This is a genomic window from Noviherbaspirillum sp., from assembly GCF_035944575.1.
Classification (GTDB): domain Bacteria; phylum Pseudomonadota; class Gammaproteobacteria; order Burkholderiales; family Burkholderiaceae_D; genus Noviherbaspirillum.
Genome location: NZ_DASZBA010000197.1, coordinates 20,580 through 40,142, shown reverse-complemented (window position 1 = coordinate 40,142; position 19,563 = coordinate 20,580). Strand labels below are relative to the sequence as shown.

Sequence of the window (19,563 nt, the reverse complement as noted above, 5' to 3'; positions counted from 1 at the left end):
TCTACATCGCACAGGTACGGAAGCCGGCAAACATATCGTCGCGTTCCGGCAGAAGAAAATACCGGAATTTTGACGAGCGCATGCGCAACCTTGTCATGAACGACGCACCGCGCAGCACCTGGTGCGAACCAAAATACGGCGCCGAATACTCGCGCCAGGGTCCCGGCACGAATCCGGGATACGGTTCGAACGGCGAACAGGTCCACTCCCATAGATCACCCCAGCGCAAAGCCGGATGCGCGGAAAGGGCAGCAAATTCCCACTCCGCCTCGGTCGGCAAGCGCCGCCCTGCCCACATGCAGTAAGCCTGTGCCTCGTACAAACTGACATGACGCACCGGCTCGTTCGCCGCCAGGGCGGCCGGCATGCCGAACCGTTCGCAACGCCAGCGCTTCCCGTCACGGACCCAACCCCGCGGGGCGGACCGATCCTGACTCATCAGCCACGACCTTCCGGCCAGTGTCCAGAATTGCGGATTCTCGTAGCCGCTGTCGTCAATGAAATCAGTATATTGCGCGTTCGACACCAAGGTGGAATCCATCTCGAACGCTGGCACATAACAAGCATGCGCCGGCTGTTCATTGTCGAACGAGAACCCGGTTCCTTCCCGGCTTCCCAACTCGATAGTTCCGCCTGGAAAACGAATTTCTCCTTGCGCCCACGAAGGAATCGCGCGCCCGGCGATGTCCGCCGGCAGACCGGCACCCAGTACCTGCAACATCGCTGCCAGTCTCTCGCCGCAATAATCTTCATACGCCAGCGCGAGCCGATACGGATACAGCGCCTCATCGTTATTCAGCGAGCGGCCGAGCTTGTCGAGTACGCGGTCCAGCACTTCATGGCAATAGGTCTTTAATGCGCCGACGCTCGGCAGATCCAAGGTCCAGCGCTCGCGGTGCGGCACGGTATTCGCGTCGAACCAATCGTCGCCCTTGGTTAGCATCGAGCTGCGTGCCGCCGCCATCGGCGCACTGGAGCCGGACTCCCTAAGGACATACCATTCGGCGAACCAGCCTATGCGCCCGAATTCCCACAAGGGCGGATTCAAAATAGGCAGAACAGGAATGCGTGCGGCGACGTCGAGGCCTTCCTGGACAAAGCTGTCCAGCAACGCCAGCGTATGGTGCCGGGCGTCCTGCAAAGCACCTGCCAATTCGCTGGCGGTAGCGGTTCGAAAAGAAAAATTCATTGATGAGGCCGGAACATGGAAAGAAAGAAATCTTGGCTTTATTATCGGCTTCGCATCGCCGAAAGCCAATAACGGAAACCCGCAGCAGGTGCTGCCCTCACCTTAGGAGAATCGCCATGAGCATCCGGATCAGAGCAGCGGAAATTGCCGACACCGCCCGCATCGCTACGTTGTTCAACGACTATCGTCAGTTCTATGGCCAGGCATCGGATCCCGCCCTTGCCACCATTTTCATTGCCGAGCGACTCGCGGGCGGTGAATCCGTCATCCTTCTGGCAGAAGACGATAATGGAGACGCTCTTGGTTTCACCCAGCTTTACCCCTCCTTTTCATCAGTAAGCGCCTGCAGGATATGGATATTGAATGACCTGTTCGTTGCGCCTTCAGCACGCGGACGAGGTATCGGAAACGCCTTGCTCGACGCAGCGAAATTCCATGCCTCCACTTCCGGAGCCAAGCGCCTGGATCTGTCCACGGCTCGTAGCAATCCTGCACGACGCCTGTATGAAGCAAAGGGATATATGAGGGACGATGAGTTTATCCACTACACCCTGATGATTGATTGATGCACTCAGCACCATATTGCGCCGTCGAAAATTTTTACATTTATTGCAAAATCACAAAAGGAGTGCCTGTACATCCTTGATTTAAAAAGTCTTTTTTCTGGGCACATGTCTTGCTAAGAGGAATCGTCGTATGACTAACCAACTCAAAGGAAAATCATGTCCCTGCTCAAAAGACTTTCCATAATGGCTGCTTTTGCGACAGCAAGCATGTGCGCCAGCTTTACTCAAGCCGCTCCAACTGTCTTCTTTGGTGAAAACCTCAATCCGGGCGGCAATGTGTTCGGTGACCCGGTAGCAGCCCGCAATCTGTTCCTGTCGAATTTGTCCGGTGGTGTCGGCAATCAGACATTCGAAACATTCGCTGCCGGTACAGCATCACCGCTTGCCCTCAGCTTCCCAGGCTCGACTGGCAGTATTACCGCGACATTGAACGGAAACGGCCAGGTGATGGATTTTCCTGGCGCTGGCCGCTTCAATACCACTGCCGGCGGATCTAAATACTGGGAGATGTCGGGCAGCTTCAGCATCGATTTCAGTGATCCGATCGCCGCTTTCGGTTTCTACGGCACCGACATCGGCGACTTCAACGGCCAGGTCACCCTGCAACTTGCTGGTGGCGGCACCACCGCCCTGACCGTCAACAATACTATCAACGCAAATAATGGTTCACTCCTGTTTTTCGGCTTCATCGATCCGACACAGACCTATACGAAGATCACCTTCGGTAACAGCGCGGCCGGCACCGATTTCTTCGGCTTCGACGACATGGTGATCGGCGATCTCCAGCAAGTCCGTCAAGTGCCGATCCCAGGCACTGTTGCCCTTCTGGGCTTGGGACTTGCCGGCCTGTTCGCTGCACGCCGCCGCAAGCAGTAATCTTTGCGCCAGTAGGAACCCCGCTGAGGCGGGGTTTTTTATTTTCCCGTCGTGCACACCTGTTGTCAGGATCTGGCCAACCGGATTCCGGTAAATTGCCAGCAGGCGCCAGTCGGAAAAAAGTTGCGGTAGGTAACCCGTGTATGCCGGGCGGGCGTAGCGCATGATGACCCACGCAGTACGTACTGATTCGCCATGAATTTTCCGTTATATTCACCGATAGCACCCTCTGCGGGCGAATACCCCGGATAAGGCGCATAGCTGCTGGATGTCCATTGCCATGCAGCGCCATACAACTGGCATAACCCGTCCACGGCAGGCGCGGCAACAGGATGGAGGCGGTAAGCGTTTATCGATCCGGCTACCTCACCCATCGTCGCTGCGGCACGTTCCCATTCCGCCTCGGTCGGCAGCCGTGCACCAGCCCAGCGGGCATACGCGTCGGCTTCGAAATAAGACAGGTGGACGGCAGGACGCGCAGCGTCCAGTGGCTGCAGTCCATACAAGGTAAATTCCTGCCACTCTGAATCGGTATTCCGCCAATAGAAAGGATGCGCAAGCTGATTGTTGCGTACCCAGTCCCAACCCTCGGACAGCCACAGCGAGGAGTCAGCGTAACCGCCGGCTTCGATGAACGCTAGATATTCCCCGTTACTGACCAGGCGCGACGCCAGCGAGAACGATTCCGTAAACACGCGATGGCGTGGCGTTTCATTGTCGAAGCAAAAGCCGCCGCCGGAATGACCAATCTCCGTAATACCGGCTTCGAAGTCCTGCCACGACAGGGATGATGCCGCGGCGGACGGTGCTTCAAGGGAGGCGTTGCGGTAAGCCGGATAAAGCGGATTTATGGACAGCATGTGCTTGACGTCGGTCAGCATCAATTCCTGGTGCTGCTTTTCATGCTGCAACCCAAGCTCGGTCAACGCCGCCACCTCACCGGCGGGCTTACCCTTGGAGAGAAGCCGGACAATCCGCTCGTCCACGTTGCGCCGATAGGCAAGCACTTCCTGCATGGATGGCCGGGTCACCAGTCCGCGCTGCGGGCGCGGATGTTTCTCTCCAATTCCGTTGTAATAGGAGTTGAAGAGCACGCGAAATGCCGGATGGTGAGGCTGAAAATCCGACTCGAAACGTTCGAGGATGAAGGTTTCGAAGAACCAGGTGGTATGCGCCATATGCCACTTGATGGGACTGGCATCCGGCATCGACTGTACACAGCAGTCCTCGTCCGACAGCGGCTCGGCCAAGGACAGGGTGTGCCGGCGCACTTCACCGAAATCGGCGAGCAGGTTGTCAGGCGTATGATTCATTTTTCCCTTCCCGATGCGTCACACTGCGCGCGCATGGCATACCAGGAACCAGCCGCGTTCATCCGTCCAGGTGCGCGTTGTCCCGAACCCTGCCCTTTCCAGCAGCCGCAGGAAATTGTCAGCGGTGTACTTGTAAGAACACTCGGTATGGATGCGTTCGCCTTCGTTGAATCGGCGCCGGCCCTCAGGCCAGCGGACCTCGACGTCGCGGCATGCCTCAAGATGCATTTCGATGCGGCTTTCGTGTTGATTGAAGAATGCGCGATGGCGCCAGTCGCGCGGATCAAAATCGGCGCCGAGCAGCGTATTCAGATGCAACAACAGATTCAGGTTAAACGCGCTGGTCACGCCGAGCGCGTCGTCATATGCCGCATCGAGCGTGGCCATGTCCTTCACCAGGTCAACGCCGATCAGCAGGCCGCCGTCGCTGCGACATGCTTCTCTGATCCGCGCAAGGAAGGTGGCCGCTTCATCCGGATTGAAGTTGCCGATTGACGACCCGGGATAGAAAAAGAGGCGTTTTTCCTTCCGTACGGCCTGCGGTAAATCCAGCGATAACGAAAAATCCATACCGATACCCGTCATCTTGATATGCGGATAGCGTTGGCGAAGGGTAGTGACGGCATCGCGGAGAAAGTCGACCGAAATGTCCACGGGGACGTATTCAACCGGCTGCAGCGCTGAAAACAAGCGCGCCGCCTTGTCGCAATTCCCGGCGCCAAGATCGATCAACGTGCTGCCGCGGCCGATGGACCGCGCTATGTCGGATAAGCAATTGTCAAAAATCGCCGCTTCGGTACGGGTCGGGTAGTACTCCGGCAGCTTGCAAATCGCCTCGAACAGTGTCGAACCAAGCGCGTCATAGAGATATTTGGGCGACGTATGGGCATGTTGCGCAAGCAAACCTTCGCTCAGTTCGGCACGAATGGCGTCCGCGTCCGGGAAGTAAAGCTGAATAAAGCCGTTATGCAATTTCTGCGTTCCGGTTGTTGTCGCGCTCCAGGCTTGCCTGATCCCTGCGGACGGTGGTTGGAAGGGATTTTCGTTATGATAGCCAGTGATCGATGCATTCAATTGATGCAACACAAGTATTACCACCCAAGGAGTGAATTACTACGGTTTGCCTTGGACAAATTACATTCCTTTTCTATACGCTGCCAATATTACCCCAAACTCCCAACTAAGGCTCCACGCCAAAGGTCAAGCACATGCTGGAATTACGGCACCTGAGCAAGTCGTATGCGAACGGACGACAAGTATTGCACAACCTGTCTTATACATTCCATGCCGGCGAGTACGTCGCAATCATGGGTGATTCCGGTGTCGGCAAATCAACGCTGCTGAACCTGATTGCCGGACTGGATACGCCCGACAGCGGCGATATCGTGGTCGACGGCACGCCGATGGCATCGCTCGATGACGACGCGGCCACCCGGATGCGACGGGAAAAGTTCGGCTTCATTTTCCAGGCGTTCCATGTGCTGCCGCATCTGACGCTGGAACAGAATGTCGCTCTGCCTCTGCTCCTGAACCGCAGCCCCATGAAACGCGCCGTGCAGATGCTTGATGCCGTCGGACTGGGCGGCAGGCGCCGGGACTTTCCCCGCCAGTTGTCCGGCGGAGAGCTGCAACGGGTAGCGATCGCGCGTGCGCTCGTACACCGACCCAGGCTGATTCTCGCCGATGAACCGACCGGCAATCTCGATCCGGATACCGCGCACGAGGTGCTGACGCTGCTGCGCAGCGAGATCAAGGCGAATGGCGCGTCCTGCCTGATCGTGACGCACTCGCATGCCGCCGCCGCTACCGCTGACCGGGTTTTGTCCCTGACCAAGTCCGGACTGCATGCAGCAACCGCAAAGGCTGCATGAACGGCGACATCCTTCCCGGCTGGCGCATCAGCAACTGGCTGCTCGGCGGCGAATGGCGCGCGCACCCAGTCCGCGCCTTGGTGGCGATCGCCGCCATTGCGCTCGGCATCGCCCTGGGATTCGCCATTCATCTGATCAACGCCGCCGCGTTCAACGAGTTCTCCGCGGCCGTGAAGAGCCTGTCCGGGCAGGCGGACCTGCAGGTACGCGGCGCGGCCCCCTATTTCGATGAAGCGCTGTTTCCCCGCCTGGCGCAACGGAAGGAAATAGCGTTGGCGAGTCCGGTGCTTGAAGTGGATGCGGCGGTGCCGGGCCAGAACCAGGCATTGAAGTTGGTCGGGATCGATGTTTTCCGGGCTGCGGCGATCGCCCCCGCTTTGACCGGCGTGCCGGACGAAGACCGGGTATTCGATACGCTTGCCGACGATGCTGTCTTTCTGTCTCCCGCCGCCATGGAGTGGTTGAAGCTGAAAACCGGCGACACACTCAATCTGCAGTCCGGCACGGGCACGGTGTCCCTGCGCGTGGCCGGCGGCATCGTGCGGGCGCAGGCCGGCCAGCGGATTGCAGTCATGGATATCGGCGCATTGCAATGGCGGTTCGACCGCCTCGGCCGTCTTTCCCGTGTCGATCTGCGGCTGACGGAAGGCGTCGACCGCGCCGCATTCAAGAACACGCTGACGCGGGAATTGGGCGGCGGCTTCGCGGTCACGGAAACGAGCGATCAGGAGGCGCGGACCGCCAGCATGTCGCGCGCTTATCGCGTAAATCTCAATGTGCTGGCGCTGGTTGCCTTGTTCACCGGCGCCTTCCTGGTCTTTTCGACGCAGGCGCTGTCGGTGATCCGACGCCGCAGCCAGCTTGCCCTGCTGCGCGTGGTCGGCCTCGGCCGCCGCGCCTTGCTGACCCAGATCCTCCTGGAAGGCGCGGTGCTCGGCGTGATCGGCTCGCTGCTCGGCCTGGCGCTGGGCTATGCGATTGCGGCAACGGCGCTGCATTTTTTCGGCGGCGACCTGGGCGGCGGATACTTCCCCGGCGTGCGGCCGTCGGTACGGTTCACGCCGGTGGCAGCGGGCTTGTTCTTCGTTCTCGGCATCGCAGTCGCATTGCTTGGCTGCGCCAGCCCGGCATGGGAAGCGGCGCGTGCCAAGCCGGCACAGGCACTCAAGTCGGGCAGCGAAGATGTGATGCTGTCGCGTCTTTCCTCGCCCTGGCCTGCAATCACCTGCCTGGCCGCAGGAGCGTTGCTGACCCAAATGCCGCCGGTATTTTCGTTGCCGATATTTGGTTACCTGGCAGTCATGCTGCTGCTGATCGGCGGCATTGCCTTGATGCCCCGGCTGGCCGCCCTCGTCTTCGCAGCGCTATCGGGCGTGGCGCAGCGTGGGTCGAATGTAGTCGCGACCCTGGCGCTGGCCCGGCTGGCGAACGCACCTAATCAGGCATCGATCGCACTGGGCGGGGTGCTGTCGAGTTTCAGCCTGATGGTCGCAATGGCGATCATGGTGGCCAGCTTTCGCGTGTCGGTCGATGACTGGCTTTCGCAGGTGCTGTCGGCGGATTTGTACGTACAGTCCGCGACCAGCGGCAGCACCGGCGCCCTGAATAGCACCGAACAGCAGGCAATAGAACGCACGCCGGGCATTGCCCGCGTGGATTTCCTGCGCATCCAGCAGCTGACGCTCGATCCTGCACGGCCGAGCGTGGCGCTGATCGCGCGCACGATCGATGTGCTGAATCCCGATCGCACCCTGCCGATCATGGGCGAACCCATGACGACATCGCTGGCGCCGTCCGCGATGCCGGTGTGGGTATCGGAGGCCATGGTCGACCTGTACGGTTACACCGTCGGCCGCGAGGTGACGCTTCCGCTGGGAGGCCGGGAGCATACCTTCACCGTGGCCGGCATCTGGCGCGACTATGCACGGCAATCCGGAGCGATACAGATGCGGCTGACGGACTACCAAAAACTCACCGGGGACACCGACATCAACGACGCCGGCTTGTGGCTGCAACCAGGCGTAAGCCCCGAGAAGGCGATCGCCGCGCTGAAGCAACTACCGTTTGCGGGCGCACTGAAATTTTCCGAGCCGGGCGAGATCCGTGCGATCAGCCTGAAAATTTTCGACCGCAGCTTCGCGGTGACTTACCTGCTTGAACTGGTGGCGATCGTCATCGGCCTGTTCGGCGTGGCGGCGACCTTCTCCGCACAGACACTGGCCCGTGCCAAGGAATTCGGCATGCTGCGCCATGTCGGCGTCACCCGGCGGCAGATCCTGGCGGTACTGGCGTCGGAAGGCTGCCTGCTGACTGCGCTGGGAATCATCGTCGGCTTCGTGCTCGGGTGGAGCATCAGCCTGATCCTGGTATTTGTGGTGAATCCGCAATCTTTCCATTGGACCATGCAGCTGCACATGCCATGGGCGGGTCTGATTGCAGTCGCGGCGGTGCTGCTGGCGGCGGCGGGCGCCACGGCGCTGGCGTCCGGACGCTATGCGGTATCCGGAGATGCGGTACGTGCGGTGAGAGAGGATTGGTAATGCATATAGTGAAATCATGCCGGCTGGCGGCGCTGATCATGTTGCTGTCGGCCTGGGCGATTGCCGCCCCGCCGCAGCTGTCGCCGGTCGTTCCCGGCCAACCGCTCTCCTTCCCGCAGGACTTCGGCGCCCATCCCGACTTCCGCACCGAATGGTGGTATGTCACCGGATGGCTGGAAACGCCGGACAGAAAGCCTCTCGGCTTCCAGGTCACGTTCTTCCGCTCCGCGACGGACCACGATGCAGCCAACCCGAGCAGCTTCGCCCCCAAGCAACTCATCATCGCCCATGCGGCGCTGTCCGATCCCGCCGTCGGCAAGCTGCAGCATGACCAGAAAAGCGCCCGCGAAGGATTCGGGCTCGCCTATGCAAAACAAGGTGATACCGATGTCAGGCTCGACGACTGGCGCTTTGTCCGTTCAGCCGACGGAAAGTACCGTGCCGAGATCAGGGCGCGCGAATTCACTTTCGACCTGACTCTGGCGCCGTCACAGCCTGTCATGCTGCAGGGACAGAACGGCTTTTCCCGCAAGGGGCCGCAAGCGCAGCAGGCAAGCTATTACTACAGCGAGCCGCAGTTGCAGGTCGCCGGCACCGTCGTCCGCGAGGGCAAGGCGGTGAACGTCAGCGGAACGGCATGGCTCGATCATGAATGGTCCACCAGCGTGCTCGATCCAGAGGCATCAGGCTGGGACTGGATCGGCGTCAATCTTGACGACGGCTCCGCCCTGATGGCCTTCCAGATACGCAGCAAGACCGGCGAAAAACTCTGGGCGCATGCCGCTATGCGCAGCCGCTCGGGACAGATCACCCACTTTGCCCCGGAACAGGTTACCTTCACGCCGCTGCGCCGCTGGCAGTCGCCGCGTACCAATGCCTCCTACCCTGTCGCCATGAAAATCGATACAGGCGCCCTGACCTGGGAGCTGGCGCCGCTGCAGGACGACCAGGAACTGGATTCGCGCCTGTCCACCGGCGCGGTCTACTGGGAAGGCACGGTGACCGTCTCACGGGACGGCAAACCGGCAGGCCGCGGATATCTCGAACTGACCGGCTATGTGAAGCCGATGAAATTATGACAACGACCTCTTCCCGGCAGACGGAGAAAGGCAGTCTCGCCGTGCTCAGGCGCCTGCTGCCCTTTCTCCTGCCCTACAAGCGCCAGTTTTTACTTGCCGGCATTGCGCTGGTGATGGCTGCCGGCGCGACGCTCGCCATTCCTTATGCATTCAAGCAGATGATCGATCTGGGATTCGGGGGCGCGGGTACCAGCAGCCGGGACCATATCGACCTCTACTTCATTGCCCTGTTCGGTGTGGCCTGCGTGCTGGCGCTGGCAACCGCCGCCCGCTTCTACATGGTCTCCTGGCTGGGCGAACGGGTGACCGCAGACCTGCGCAGCGCGGTGTACCGGCATGTGGTGATGCAGAGCCCGCAATTCTTCGAAACCACGCAAACCGGCGAGGTACTGTCTCGGCTGACCACCGACACGACACTGATCCAATCATTGGTCGGCACGTCGATCTCGATGGCGCTGCGCAATGCGTTGTTGTTCGCCGGTGGCCTGACAATGCTGTTCGTCACCAGCATCAAGCTGTCGTCCATCATCCTGGTGCTGCTCGCCGTCGTGGTGCTGCCGATCGTGTTTTTCGGTCGCCGCGTACGCAGGCTGTCGCGCGATTCGCAGGACCGGGTCGCCGATGCCTCGGCGATGGCCGGCGAAATACTGAATGCGATGCCGACGGTGCAGGCCTTCACCCATGAAGCCGAGGAATCGCGCCGCTTCGGCGCATCGGTGGAGCAAGCGTTCAGAACGGCCATGCAGCGCATCCGGGCGCGATCGCTGCTCACGGTGGTGGCGATCCTGCTTGTCTTCGGCGCCATCGTGTTCGTCCTCTGGCTCGGCGCGCACGCGGTGATCCGGGGCAGCATGACGGGCGGGGAACTGGGACAGTTCATTCTCTATGCCGCGATCGTGGCGGGCGCCATCGGCGCGCTGTCCGAAGTGCTGGGCGAGGCGCAGCGGGCGGCCGGCGCAGCGGAACGGCTGCTGGAACTGCTGTCGGTCGAGTCGCCCATCCAGTCGGCGGCCAATCCGCGTCCTTTGCCTCCACGCGCCGCCAATGGCGCAGCCGTCAGCCTGAAGAATGTGACCTTCCATTACCCTTCCCGACCGCAATATGCCTCGCTGTCCGGCTTGTCGCTGGACATCCAGCCAGGAGAAACGGTCGCTATTGTCGGCCCGTCCGGCGCGGGAAAGACAACGCTCTTTCAGCTGCTGCTGCGTTTCTACGATCCGCAGCAGGGCGCCATCCTGCTCGACGGCGTCGACATCCGGCAGCTCGATCTCGGCACGCTGCGCAACGCCATCGGCGTGGTGCCCCAGGAAACGGTGATCTTCTCCGCCAATGCGATTGACAATATCCGCTATGGCCGCGCGGATGCGAGCGACGAGGAAGTCATTGCCGCGGCGAAGATGGCAGCGGCCCACGAGTTCATCGAACGCCTGCCGGAAGGCTACCGCTCCTTCCTCGGCGAGCGGGGCGTACGCCTCTCCGGCGGCCAGCGGCAGCGCATCGCCATCGCCCGGGCCTTGCTGAAGAATCCGCCCCTGCTGCTGCTCGACGAAGCCACCAGCGCGCTCGACGCGGAATCGGAGCGCCTCGTGCAAGGTGCCCTGGAAGCGGCGATGATGGGACGAACCACGCTGGTCATCGCGCACCGGCTGGCGACGGTGCAAAGCGCCGACCGCATCATCGTGATGGAACATGGCCATATCGTCGAAACCGGCACCCACGCGTCGCTCGTGGCGCGCGGCGGGCTGTATGCGAGCCTCGCCGCCCTGCAATTCTCACCCGGCATGGCCACCGGTTAACACGGGTAAAATACCCGACGACGCGACTACAGGAAAAAACATGCGCCAATACCTCGACTTCATGCGCCATGTCTATGAACATGGCGTCGAAAAAACCGACCGCACTGGCACCGGCACCCGCTCGGTTTTCGGCTACCAGATGCGGTTCGACCTGCAGGAAGGCTTCCCGCTGCTGACGACGAAGAAGCTGCACACCAAGTCCATCATTCATGAACTGATCTGGTTTCTCGCCGGATCGACCAACACCAAATATTTAAAAGATAACGGCGTCTCGATCTGGGACGAATGGGCCGACCCCGACGGCAATCTCGGCCCGATCTATGGCTATCAGTGGCGGTCCTGGCCGACGCCGGACGGCCGCCACGTCGACCAGATCGCGCAGGTGCTGGAGCAGATCCGCACCAATCCCGATTCCCGCCGGATGATCGTCTCCGCATGGAACGTCGCCGACATCCCGCAGATGAAGCTGCCGCCCTGCCATGCGTTTTTCCAGTTCTATGTGGCTGAGGGCAAGCTGTCCTGCCAGTTGTACCAGCGCAGCGCCGACATTTTCCTCGGCGTGCCGTTCAATATTGCGTCATATGCGCTGCTGACGCACATGATGGCCGAGCAGGCCGGGCTGGACGTCGGCGATTTCGTCTGGACCGGCGGCGATTGCCATCTGTATTCCAACCACATGGACCAGGTACGGGAGCAGTTGTCACGAACCACCTTTCCGTTGCCGAAGCTGGTGATCAAGCGCAAGCCTGAGTCGATCTTCGATTACCGGTTCGAGGATTTTGAAATCGAGGGGTATCAGTCGCATCCGCATATCAAGGCGCCGGTGGCGGTTTGATTGCATGGCATGCACCAGGGGAATCGCGTTGAAGTGCAACGTTGCTGTCTCCGTATCACCTCAGCCTGTCGTTCCTGCGAAGGCGGGAACCCAGAGATGCCTCACCGCTGTGAATTGTTGTAGGTGGAGCATCCCTGGATTCCCGCCTTCGCGGGAATGACAAGTATTGAAGGACAGTTGGTTATTCGGCCAGGTGCGCCAAGCAATGCAATACTACGTCTACATCCTCGCCAGCCAGCGAAACGGAACGCTTTACATAGGTGTCACCCGCGATCTTGTCAAGCGGACCTGGCAGCACAAATCAGACATCGTCGAAAGCTTCACATCAAGATACGCCGTTCACCTGCTCGTATGGTATGAGGTTCACGCCTCGATCGGCGCCGCCATCACCCGTGAGAAGCAACTCAAGAAGTGGAACCGTGACTGGAAGCTGCGCCTGATCGAAGAAACCAATCCAACCTGGCAAGACCGCTATTACGAATTCACCGCATAACCAAACCGATATGACCTCCCCCAACCTCACCATCGTCGTCGCCACCGACGCCCAACGCGGCATCGGCATCAACAACACCCTCCCTTGGCGCCTGCCGGAAGACCTCGCGCATTTCAAAAGGGTGACCATCGACCATCCGATCATCATGGGCCGCAAGACCTTCGATTCCATCGGCCGGCCGTTGCCGAATCGCCGTAATATCGTCATCACCCGCAATCCCGGCTGGAAGCATGACGGCGTCGAGGCGGTTGCTTCGCTGCAGGCGGCACTGGACCTGGTGGGCAGCACCCTCACCCATGTGATCGGCGGTGCGCAGATCTACGCGGAGGCGCTGCCCCATACCAGCCGGCTGATCGTCACCGAAATCGACCGGAAGTTTGATTGCGATACCTTCTTCCCCGCCATCGATCCGAATGTATGGAAGGAAGTCGCGCGCGACAAGCACCATTCTGCCGAACAGGGCTTCGACTACGCCTTCGTCACCTACGACCGGATATAGAACCGGTCCGGGAATCTTCGACCGCGCTGACCGTCCAATGGCGGACATATCGATGCAGCACTGCCTCCCACGCGTAGCCTGACCAATGCAACGACTTTTGATCATCGCCGGATTTGCACTGCTGGTCATTGGACTGGCATGGCCATGGGTGTCACGGCTGCCGTTCGGCCGGTTGCCGGGCGACATTCATGTGGTGAGGGAAGGCTTCAGTTTCCATTTCCCGGTCGTGACCTGCATCGTCATCTCGGTCGTCATATCGCTTGTGCTCTGGATATTCCGCCGATAGGGGCAGATTTCGAGTAAATGGCGCCACCAGCGCTCCCGAATGGGAAGTTTCACGCAAAAATCGCCTGTTTTTCCAGCACAGCCGCCGCATATCTGCGAAAATCCGCTTTTCTTTTTTCGACGCCCAAACGGATCGGCGACGATCTGCTCCAGCGCCTCTGCTTCCACAGGAAACCTGATGAAATTTCGCTTCCCTATTGTCATCATCGACGAAGATTTCCGTTCCGAGAACACCTCGGGCCTCGGCATCCGCGCACTCGCGGACGCGATCACCAAGGAAGGCATGGAAGTGCTCGGCGTAACCAGCTACGGCGACCTGTCCCAGTTCGCCCAGCAGCAATCCCGCGCGTCCGCTTTCATCCTGTCGATCGACGACGAGGAATTCGGGGCCGGTTCCTTCGAGGAAACGGACCATGCGCTGAAATCGCTGCGCGCCTTCGTTGAAGAGATCCGCTACAAGAACGCGGACATCCCGATCTACATCTATGGCGAAACCCGCACCTCGCGCCATATCCCGAACGACATCCTTCGCGAACTGCACGGCTTCATCCACATGTTCGAAGACACGCCGGAATTCGTTGCCCGCCACATCATCCGCGAGGCGAAATCCTACCTCGACGGACTGGCGCCGCCGTTCTTCCGCGCCCTGGTGCATTACGCGCAGGATGGCTCCTATTCCTGGCACTGCCCCGGCCATTCCGGCGGCGTGGCATTCCTGAAGTCCCCGGTGGGCCAGATGTTCCACCAGTTCTTCGGCGAAAACATGCTGCGCGCCGACGTCTGCAACGCGGTGGAAGAACTCGGCCAGCTGCTTGACCATACCGGCCCGGTCGCCGCATCGGAACGCAACGCGGCCCGCATCTTCAACGCCGATCATTGCTATTTCGTCACCAACGGCACCTCGACCTCGAACAAGATGGTATGGCATTCGACTGTCGGTCCCGGCGACATCGTGGTCGTCGACCGCAACTGCCACAAGTCGATCCTGCATTCGATCATCATGACTGGCGCGATTCCCGTCTTCCTGATGCCGACGCGCAATCATCTCGGCATCATCGGCCCGATCCCGCTTGAAGAATTCAAGATGGAAAACATCCGGAAGAAGATCGAGGCCAACCCGTTCGCCCGCGAAGCCGTCAACAAGAAGCCGCGCATCCTGACGATCACGCAGTCCACCTACGACGGTGTGCTGTACAACGTCGAAACGCTGAAGGAAATGCTGGACGGCGAGATTGATACCTTGCATTTCGACGAGGCATGGCTGCCGCATGCGACCTTCCACGATTTCTATAAGAATATGCACGCCATTGGCAAGGACAGGCCGCGGGCGAAGCAATCGATGATTTTCTCGACGCAATCGACCCACAAGCTGCTGGCCGGTTTGTCGCAGGCATCGCAGATCCTGGTGCGCGAATCGGAGACAGTGAAGCTCGACCAGGATATGTTCAACGAAGCCTACCTGATGCATACCTCCACGTCGCCCCAGTACGCAATCATGGCCTCGCTCGATGTTGCTGCGGCGATGATGGAACCGCCGGGTGGCACCGCGCTGGTTGAGGAAAGCATCCTCGAAGCCCTCGATTTCCGTCGCGCAATGAAGAAGGTGGACGAGGAATATGGCCAGGACTGGTGGTTTAAGGTCTGGGGGCCGGACGTCGCCTCCGAAAACGGCATCGGCATTCAGGAAGACTGGATGATTCGCGCCGAGGATGACTGGCACGGCTTCGGCAATCTGTCCCCGGGCTTCAACATGCTGGACCCGATCAAGGCTACCGTCGTTACGCCCGGCCTATCGCTTGACGGCAAGTTCGGCGACACCGGCATCCCGGCGTCGATCGTTACACGTTACCTCGCGGAGCACGGCGTCATCGTCGAAAAGGCGGGCCTGTATTCGTTCTTCATCATGTTCACCATCGGCATCACCAAAGGCCGCTGGAATACGCTGCTGACGGCGCTGCAGCAGTTCAAGGACGACTTCGACAAGAACCAGCCGATCTGGCGCATCCTGCCGGAATTCGCGGCGTCCAATCCGCGCTATGAGCGGGTCGGCCTGCGCGATCTGTGCCAGCAGATCCATGACATGTACAAGTCCTACGACGTCGCCCGCCTGACGACGGAAATGTACCTGTCCGACATGCAGCCGGCGATGAAACCGTCGGACGCCTTTGCGAAAATGGCGCATCGGGAGATCGAACGCGTGGCCATCGATGAATTGGAAGGGCGTGTCACCGCCATCCTGCTGACGCCCTACCCGCCGGGCATCCCGCTTTTGATCCCGGGTGAGCGCTTCAACAGGACGATTGTCGATTATCTGAAGTTCGCCCGTGACTTCAACGAGAAATTTCCCGGTTTCCAGACCGACGTGCACGGGCTGGTGACGCAGGAAGTGAATGGCCGGCGCGGGTATTACGTCGACTGCGTGAAGTAACCTGCGTGTTATCAGAGCAGCGCCGCCGCATTGCGGACCGGCGCTGCAGTCCTCTCCGGCGGTCTCTTCCTACGTGACCGCCAGTTTCTTCGCCATCGCCGCGAGATGCTCCAGGAATACATTGGCAATCGGCGACAGGCGCTTGCCTCGCGGGTAGACAACCCACCAATTGGAATGCACCGGGAACTCCGCCACCCGCAGTACGACGAGCGTCCCTCCATCCGTCGTCGGGTTGAGCGCATGCCGTGAAAGAACGGTCAGGCCGAGGCCGACTGCGACCGCCTGCTTGATTGCTTCATTGCTCCCAAGCTCGAGACGGATCTTGGGCTTGAAGCCGAGGCCGGCGAAATGCGCATCTCCCGCCAGCCGCGTGCCTGATCCGGGCTCGCGCAAAATAAACGATTCGCCTTCCAGCTCGGACAGCGCGAGCTTCCGCTTCCTTGCCAGGCGATGCGTCGCCGGCGCAACCACGACCAGCGGATTGGCGACGAAAGCCTGCTTCACCAGGTCAATTTCCTCGGGCGGCATCGACATGATGTACAGATCGTCGGCATTCACGCTCAGGCGCTGGACGATCTGGTCGCGGTTGAGGATTTCGAGGGCGATATCGACTTCGGGGTAGCGCCCGCAAAAGCTGCCGAGGATACGCGGCACAAAGTACTTCGCCGTACTCGCCACCGTGACCCGCAGCTTTCCCTTCGTATGCCCCTTCATCGCGGCGATGCCTTGTTCGAACCGTTCCCACTCCTCCGTCATCGCACGCGCGGTTTCCACCAGCGCCTTGCCCGCAGCGGTGAGATAGAGCCGCTTGCCGATCTGCTCGTAAAGCGGAAGGCCGATGGCATCGGAGAGTTCTCTCATCTGCATCGACACCGTCGGCTGGGTGATGTGACAGGCCTGCGCAGCGGCCGTGATGCTGCCATGCTCCGCAACGGCGAGGAAAACAGTCAATTGGCGGAAAGTTGGATTCATAGATGAATGTCGATGATTTATATCAAGATTATTGATTTTACTTTATGCATGGCCACCGCTACGATGGCGACCGTTCATGAAAGGTGCCAACGATATGTCCAGCTTCTCCAGTTTTCTTGATCCCGCCATCCTGTTTTTCTTCCTCGGCGCCCTGGCCGGCATGTTGAAATCGAATCTCGAAATTCCACCGCAGATTTCCCGCTTCCTGTCCTTGTATCTGCTGATGTCGCTCGGATTGAAAGGCGGCTTCGCGCTGGCGGACTCCGGTCTTGGCGGCGACGTGGCAACCAGTCTGGCGTGCGCCGTCGCACTCGCCATTATCCTGCCTCTTCTCGGCTACCAACTGCTCAAGCGTTTCGCGGGCCCCTTTGACGCGGCAGCCCTCGCCGCTGCTTACGGTTCGGTGAGCGCAGTGACATTCATCGCCGCCACACAATTCCTGGAAACCCGCGGAATCCCGTTCGGCGGCCATATGGCTGCCGCAATGGCTCTGATGGAATCACCGGCGATCATCATGGCGGTCGTGACGGCGAGTTCGCTGCGCCATGCACAAAGCGGAATGGTCAACGGGAACGGCACTGCGGCCCTGACGATCGGCGCACCGTCTCATACCGGGTTTGGCAAAATCCTGCATGAGTCGCTTACCGACGGCGCCCAGATGCTTCTGCTAGGTGCGCTGGCAATCGGCTACCTCACGGGTGACACGGGCAAGGCCGCCATGCAGCCGTTCTCCGGGGACTTGTTCAAGGGCATTCTTGCCTTCTTCCTGCTGGATATGGGATTGGTGGCGGCGCGAAGCATGTCCGGCCTCAAGCAGGCATCGAAATGGCTTCTGTCCTATGCGCTGCTTGCACCCGTGGTTCATGCCGGCGCAGCACTCCTTCTTTGCATGGCATGCGGGATAGGACCCGGTGATGGCGCCCTGCTGATGGCGCTGGCCGCGAGCGCCTCGTATATCGCCGTTCCGGCAGCACTGCGATATGCCATTCCGGAAGCGAACCTCTCGCTGCTGATCGGCATGTCTCTCGGATTGACGTTTCCGTTCAATATCCTGGTCGGCATTCCGGCCTACACCCATATTGCGTCGCTCGTTCTGGGGTGACGAACATGAAATGATGACATCCGGTTTTGCGGCACGGAAAAGGGGAAACGGAATACCAGCAAATATAATCATCAGTTTTTACAGGACTCTCTTTCCAGTTTTATCAGGTTATTCAGGATGGATTTTGGGGCAACAATGCACCTGCTGTTTAACCACGAAAGGAGAATCACATGGAATTGCAATTGGTTGCCCAGGAGTTTTCCCTCAGCCCGTCACTCCGTGAACATCTCGAACGGCGCGTGCGCTTTGCATTTGCCCGGGCCCGCAGCAAGGCAGTCCGTATCGTCGTGCGCCTGCGTGATCTGAACGGCCCGCGAGGCGGACGCGACAAGGTCTGCCAGGTAAGCGTGACCATGCCCGGCCGGCCGGAAGTCGTGATCCGCGAAGTACAGGAGGACATGTACAACGCAATTGACGGCGCGGTAAAGCGCGCTGCCTACCGGGCGATGCGCATGGTCATGCGAAAGCGCCCATCTTCCCGCCCTCAATTCCCGGATAGTCACACCGCTGACTCCGATAGTCTGAAGGATGACGGCCATGGTTGAGAGCATCGGTGCATGGTGGATGTGGGCCGGCTTTTTTGCACTGGTGCTGGCCATGATCGCAGTCGACCTATTGCTTCTGGGCGGAAAAACCGCGCATAAGGTGACCCTCCGTGAAGCGGCGGGATGGTCGGTGGTGTGGGTGGTGATGGCGCTGCTCTTCAATGCCGCCCTCTGGTGGCATCTTGACGGCACCGCCGGCCGGGAGATCGCCAACGAGAAATCGCTGGAATTCCTGACCGGCTACGTGATCGAAAAGTCCCTGGCAGTCGACAACATCTTCGTCTGGCTGGTGATCTTCAGCTACTTCGCGGTGCCCGCCGAATTCCAGCGCCGTGTGCTGCTGTACGGTGTGCTGGGCGCCATCGTGATGCGTACCGTGATGGTGTTCGCGGGTGCATGGCTGATCAGCGAGTTTCACTGGATCCTGTACTTCTTCGGACTGCTGTTGCTGGCTACAGGCGTCAAGATGCTGATCTTCGCGGACAAGCAACCCGACCTCGAAGCCAATCCGGCACTGCGCTGGATGCGCAAACACATGAAAGTGACCGACAACTTTCATGGCGAGCGCTTCTTCATCATCAGCAAGGGAGTGCGCTATGCGACACCGTTGTTCCTGGTGCTGGTGCTGGTGGAAATCACTGACCTGATTTTCGCTGTCGACAGCATTCCGGCGATCTTCGCGATCACCAGCGATCCGTTCATCGTGCTGACATCGAATGTATTTGCAATCCTCGGCCTGCGCGCCATGTACTTCCTGCTGAAGGATGTGGCGGACCGTTTCCATCTGCTGAAGTATGGCCTTGCGTTCGTATTGATGTTCGTCGGCACCAAGATGCTGATCGTCGACTTCTACAAGATCCCGGTGCTGCTGTCGCTCGCGGTGGTGGGCACGATCATCGGGTTGTCCGTCGTCGCCAGCCTGATATGGACAAAGCCCCGGTCGACGCCGTCGCTTCAGTTATCTGCGAACAAGGAGTAAATATGCCGCTATGTCGTTGTAGTTTTGCCATCTGATCTGCCCCACCTGTTGTAAATCAGTCTTGAGCCGGCCGGATTTTTCCCGACCGGCCAAGCTGCCCCACCGCTCGGTTCGCCGCCGATTCGCTTTTCGGGACGCACAAGCCGCTTACATCCTGTTACGGTTTTCGCCTCTCTGAAACATTCCTTCGAAAAA

Annotated in this window: 18 protein-coding genes; 14 read left to right on the top strand and 4 right to left on the bottom strand. The window is 59.8% G+C overall.

Going from position 1 to position 19,563, the window contains the following annotated elements:
* Position 1 precedes the first annotated feature (1 nt).
* Entirely contained in the window at positions 2 to 1,189 is a 1,188-nt protein-coding gene (senA, locus tag VGU61_RS15285) for a selenoneine synthase SenA (RefSeq protein WP_326860054.1), read from the bottom strand.
* A gap of 116 nt (positions 1,190 to 1,305) precedes the next feature.
* Here senA and VGU61_RS15280 point away from each other — a divergent pair, with 116 nt between their 5' ends.
* Positions 1,306 to 1,755 (top strand): GNAT family N-acetyltransferase, encoded by a 450-nt coding sequence (locus VGU61_RS15280; RefSeq protein WP_326860052.1) that lies wholly within the window; start codon positions 1,306 to 1,308, stop codon positions 1,753 to 1,755.
* A 156-nt stretch (positions 1,756 to 1,911) separates the two neighbouring features.
* Positions 1,912 to 2,631 carry a PEP-CTERM sorting domain-containing protein gene (locus tag VGU61_RS15275; RefSeq protein ID WP_326860051.1) on the top strand — a complete coding sequence of 240 codons (720 nt, stop codon included), beginning with the start codon at positions 1,912 to 1,914 and terminating at the stop codon, positions 2,629 to 2,631.
* Positions 2,632 to 2,696: 65 nt separating this feature from the next.
* Here the strand turns inward: VGU61_RS15275 and egtB are convergent, their stop codons facing one another.
* On the bottom strand, positions 2,697 to 3,944 hold the full coding sequence (gene egtB, locus VGU61_RS15270; protein WP_326860049.1) for an ergothioneine biosynthesis protein EgtB: 1,248 nt from the start codon (positions 3,942 to 3,944) through the stop codon (positions 2,697 to 2,699).
* Between the two features lie 18 nt (positions 3,945 to 3,962).
* Positions 3,963 to 4,916 (bottom strand): L-histidine N(alpha)-methyltransferase, encoded by a 954-nt coding sequence (gene egtD / locus VGU61_RS15265; protein WP_326860048.1) that lies wholly within the window; start codon positions 4,914 to 4,916, stop codon positions 3,963 to 3,965.
* A gap of 236 nt (positions 4,917 to 5,152) precedes the next feature.
* Here egtD and VGU61_RS15260 point away from each other — a divergent pair, with 236 nt between their 5' ends.
* From VGU61_RS15260 to VGU61_RS15220, 9 genes are all read left to right on the top strand, one after another.
* Positions 5,153 to 5,815, top strand: coding sequence for an ABC transporter ATP-binding protein (locus VGU61_RS15260; protein WP_326860047.1), 663 nt, complete (start codon positions 5,153 to 5,155; stop codon positions 5,813 to 5,815).
* On the top strand, positions 5,812 to 8,355 hold the full coding sequence (locus VGU61_RS15255; protein WP_326860046.1) for an ABC transporter permease: 2,544 nt from the start codon (positions 5,812 to 5,814) through the stop codon (positions 8,353 to 8,355). The genes VGU61_RS15260 and VGU61_RS15255 overlap by 4 nt, the downstream gene beginning before the upstream one ends.
* Complete coding sequence (locus VGU61_RS15250; protein ID WP_326860045.1) at positions 8,355 to 9,434, top strand: carotenoid 1,2-hydratase; 1,080 nt, start codon at positions 8,355 to 8,357, stop codon at positions 9,432 to 9,434. Before VGU61_RS15255 ends, VGU61_RS15250 begins: the two co-directional genes overlap by 1 nt.
* On the top strand, positions 9,431 to 11,230 hold the full coding sequence (locus VGU61_RS15245) for an ABC transporter transmembrane domain-containing protein (RefSeq protein ID WP_326860043.1): 1,800 nt from the start codon (positions 9,431 to 9,433) through the stop codon (positions 11,228 to 11,230). Before VGU61_RS15250 ends, VGU61_RS15245 begins: the two co-directional genes overlap by 4 nt.
* A 40-nt stretch (positions 11,231 to 11,270) precedes the next feature.
* On the top strand, positions 11,271 to 12,065 hold the full coding sequence (locus tag VGU61_RS15240) for a thymidylate synthase (RefSeq protein WP_326860042.1): 795 nt from the start codon (positions 11,271 to 11,273) through the stop codon (positions 12,063 to 12,065).
* A gap of 166 nt (positions 12,066 to 12,231) precedes the next feature.
* Complete coding sequence (locus VGU61_RS15235; protein WP_326860041.1) at positions 12,232 to 12,558, top strand: GIY-YIG nuclease family protein; 327 nt, start codon at positions 12,232 to 12,234, stop codon at positions 12,556 to 12,558.
* Positions 12,559 to 12,568: 10 nt separating this feature from the next.
* Positions 12,569 to 13,057 (top strand): dihydrofolate reductase, encoded by a 489-nt coding sequence (locus VGU61_RS15230; RefSeq protein ID WP_326860040.1) that lies wholly within the window; start codon positions 12,569 to 12,571, stop codon positions 13,055 to 13,057.
* 85 nt (positions 13,058 to 13,142) lie between these two features.
* Entirely contained in the window at positions 13,143 to 13,343 is a 201-nt protein-coding gene (locus tag VGU61_RS15225) for a DUF2905 domain-containing protein (RefSeq protein WP_326860039.1), read from the top strand.
* A 177-nt stretch (positions 13,344 to 13,520) separates the two neighbouring features.
* Positions 13,521 to 15,770, top strand: coding sequence for an arginine/lysine/ornithine decarboxylase (locus VGU61_RS15220; RefSeq protein ID WP_326860037.1), 2,250 nt, complete (start codon positions 13,521 to 13,523; stop codon positions 15,768 to 15,770).
* A 69-nt stretch (positions 15,771 to 15,839) separates the two neighbouring features.
* Here VGU61_RS15220 and VGU61_RS15215 read toward each other — a convergent pair whose 3' ends face one another.
* Positions 15,840 to 16,742, bottom strand: a complete 903-nt coding sequence (locus tag VGU61_RS15215) for a LysR family transcriptional regulator (protein ID WP_326860035.1) — start codon at positions 16,740 to 16,742, stop codon at positions 15,840 to 15,842.
* Between the two features lie 76 nt (positions 16,743 to 16,818).
* Between VGU61_RS15215 and VGU61_RS15210 the strand changes: the two genes are divergently transcribed.
* From VGU61_RS15210 to VGU61_RS15200, 3 genes are all read left to right on the top strand, one after another.
* On the top strand, positions 16,819 to 17,844 hold the full coding sequence (locus VGU61_RS15210) for a sodium-dependent bicarbonate transport family permease (RefSeq protein ID WP_326860034.1): 1,026 nt from the start codon (positions 16,819 to 16,821) through the stop codon (positions 17,842 to 17,844).
* Positions 17,845 to 18,014: 170 nt separating this feature from the next.
* Positions 18,015 to 18,389 (top strand): HPF/RaiA family ribosome-associated protein, encoded by a 375-nt coding sequence (locus VGU61_RS15205; RefSeq protein WP_326860033.1) that lies wholly within the window; start codon positions 18,015 to 18,017, stop codon positions 18,387 to 18,389.
* On the top strand, positions 18,382 to 19,368 hold the full coding sequence (locus VGU61_RS15200; protein WP_326860032.1) for a TerC family protein: 987 nt from the start codon (positions 18,382 to 18,384) through the stop codon (positions 19,366 to 19,368). The genes VGU61_RS15205 and VGU61_RS15200 overlap by 8 nt, the downstream gene beginning before the upstream one ends.
* Positions 19,369 to 19,563 lie beyond the last annotated feature (195 nt).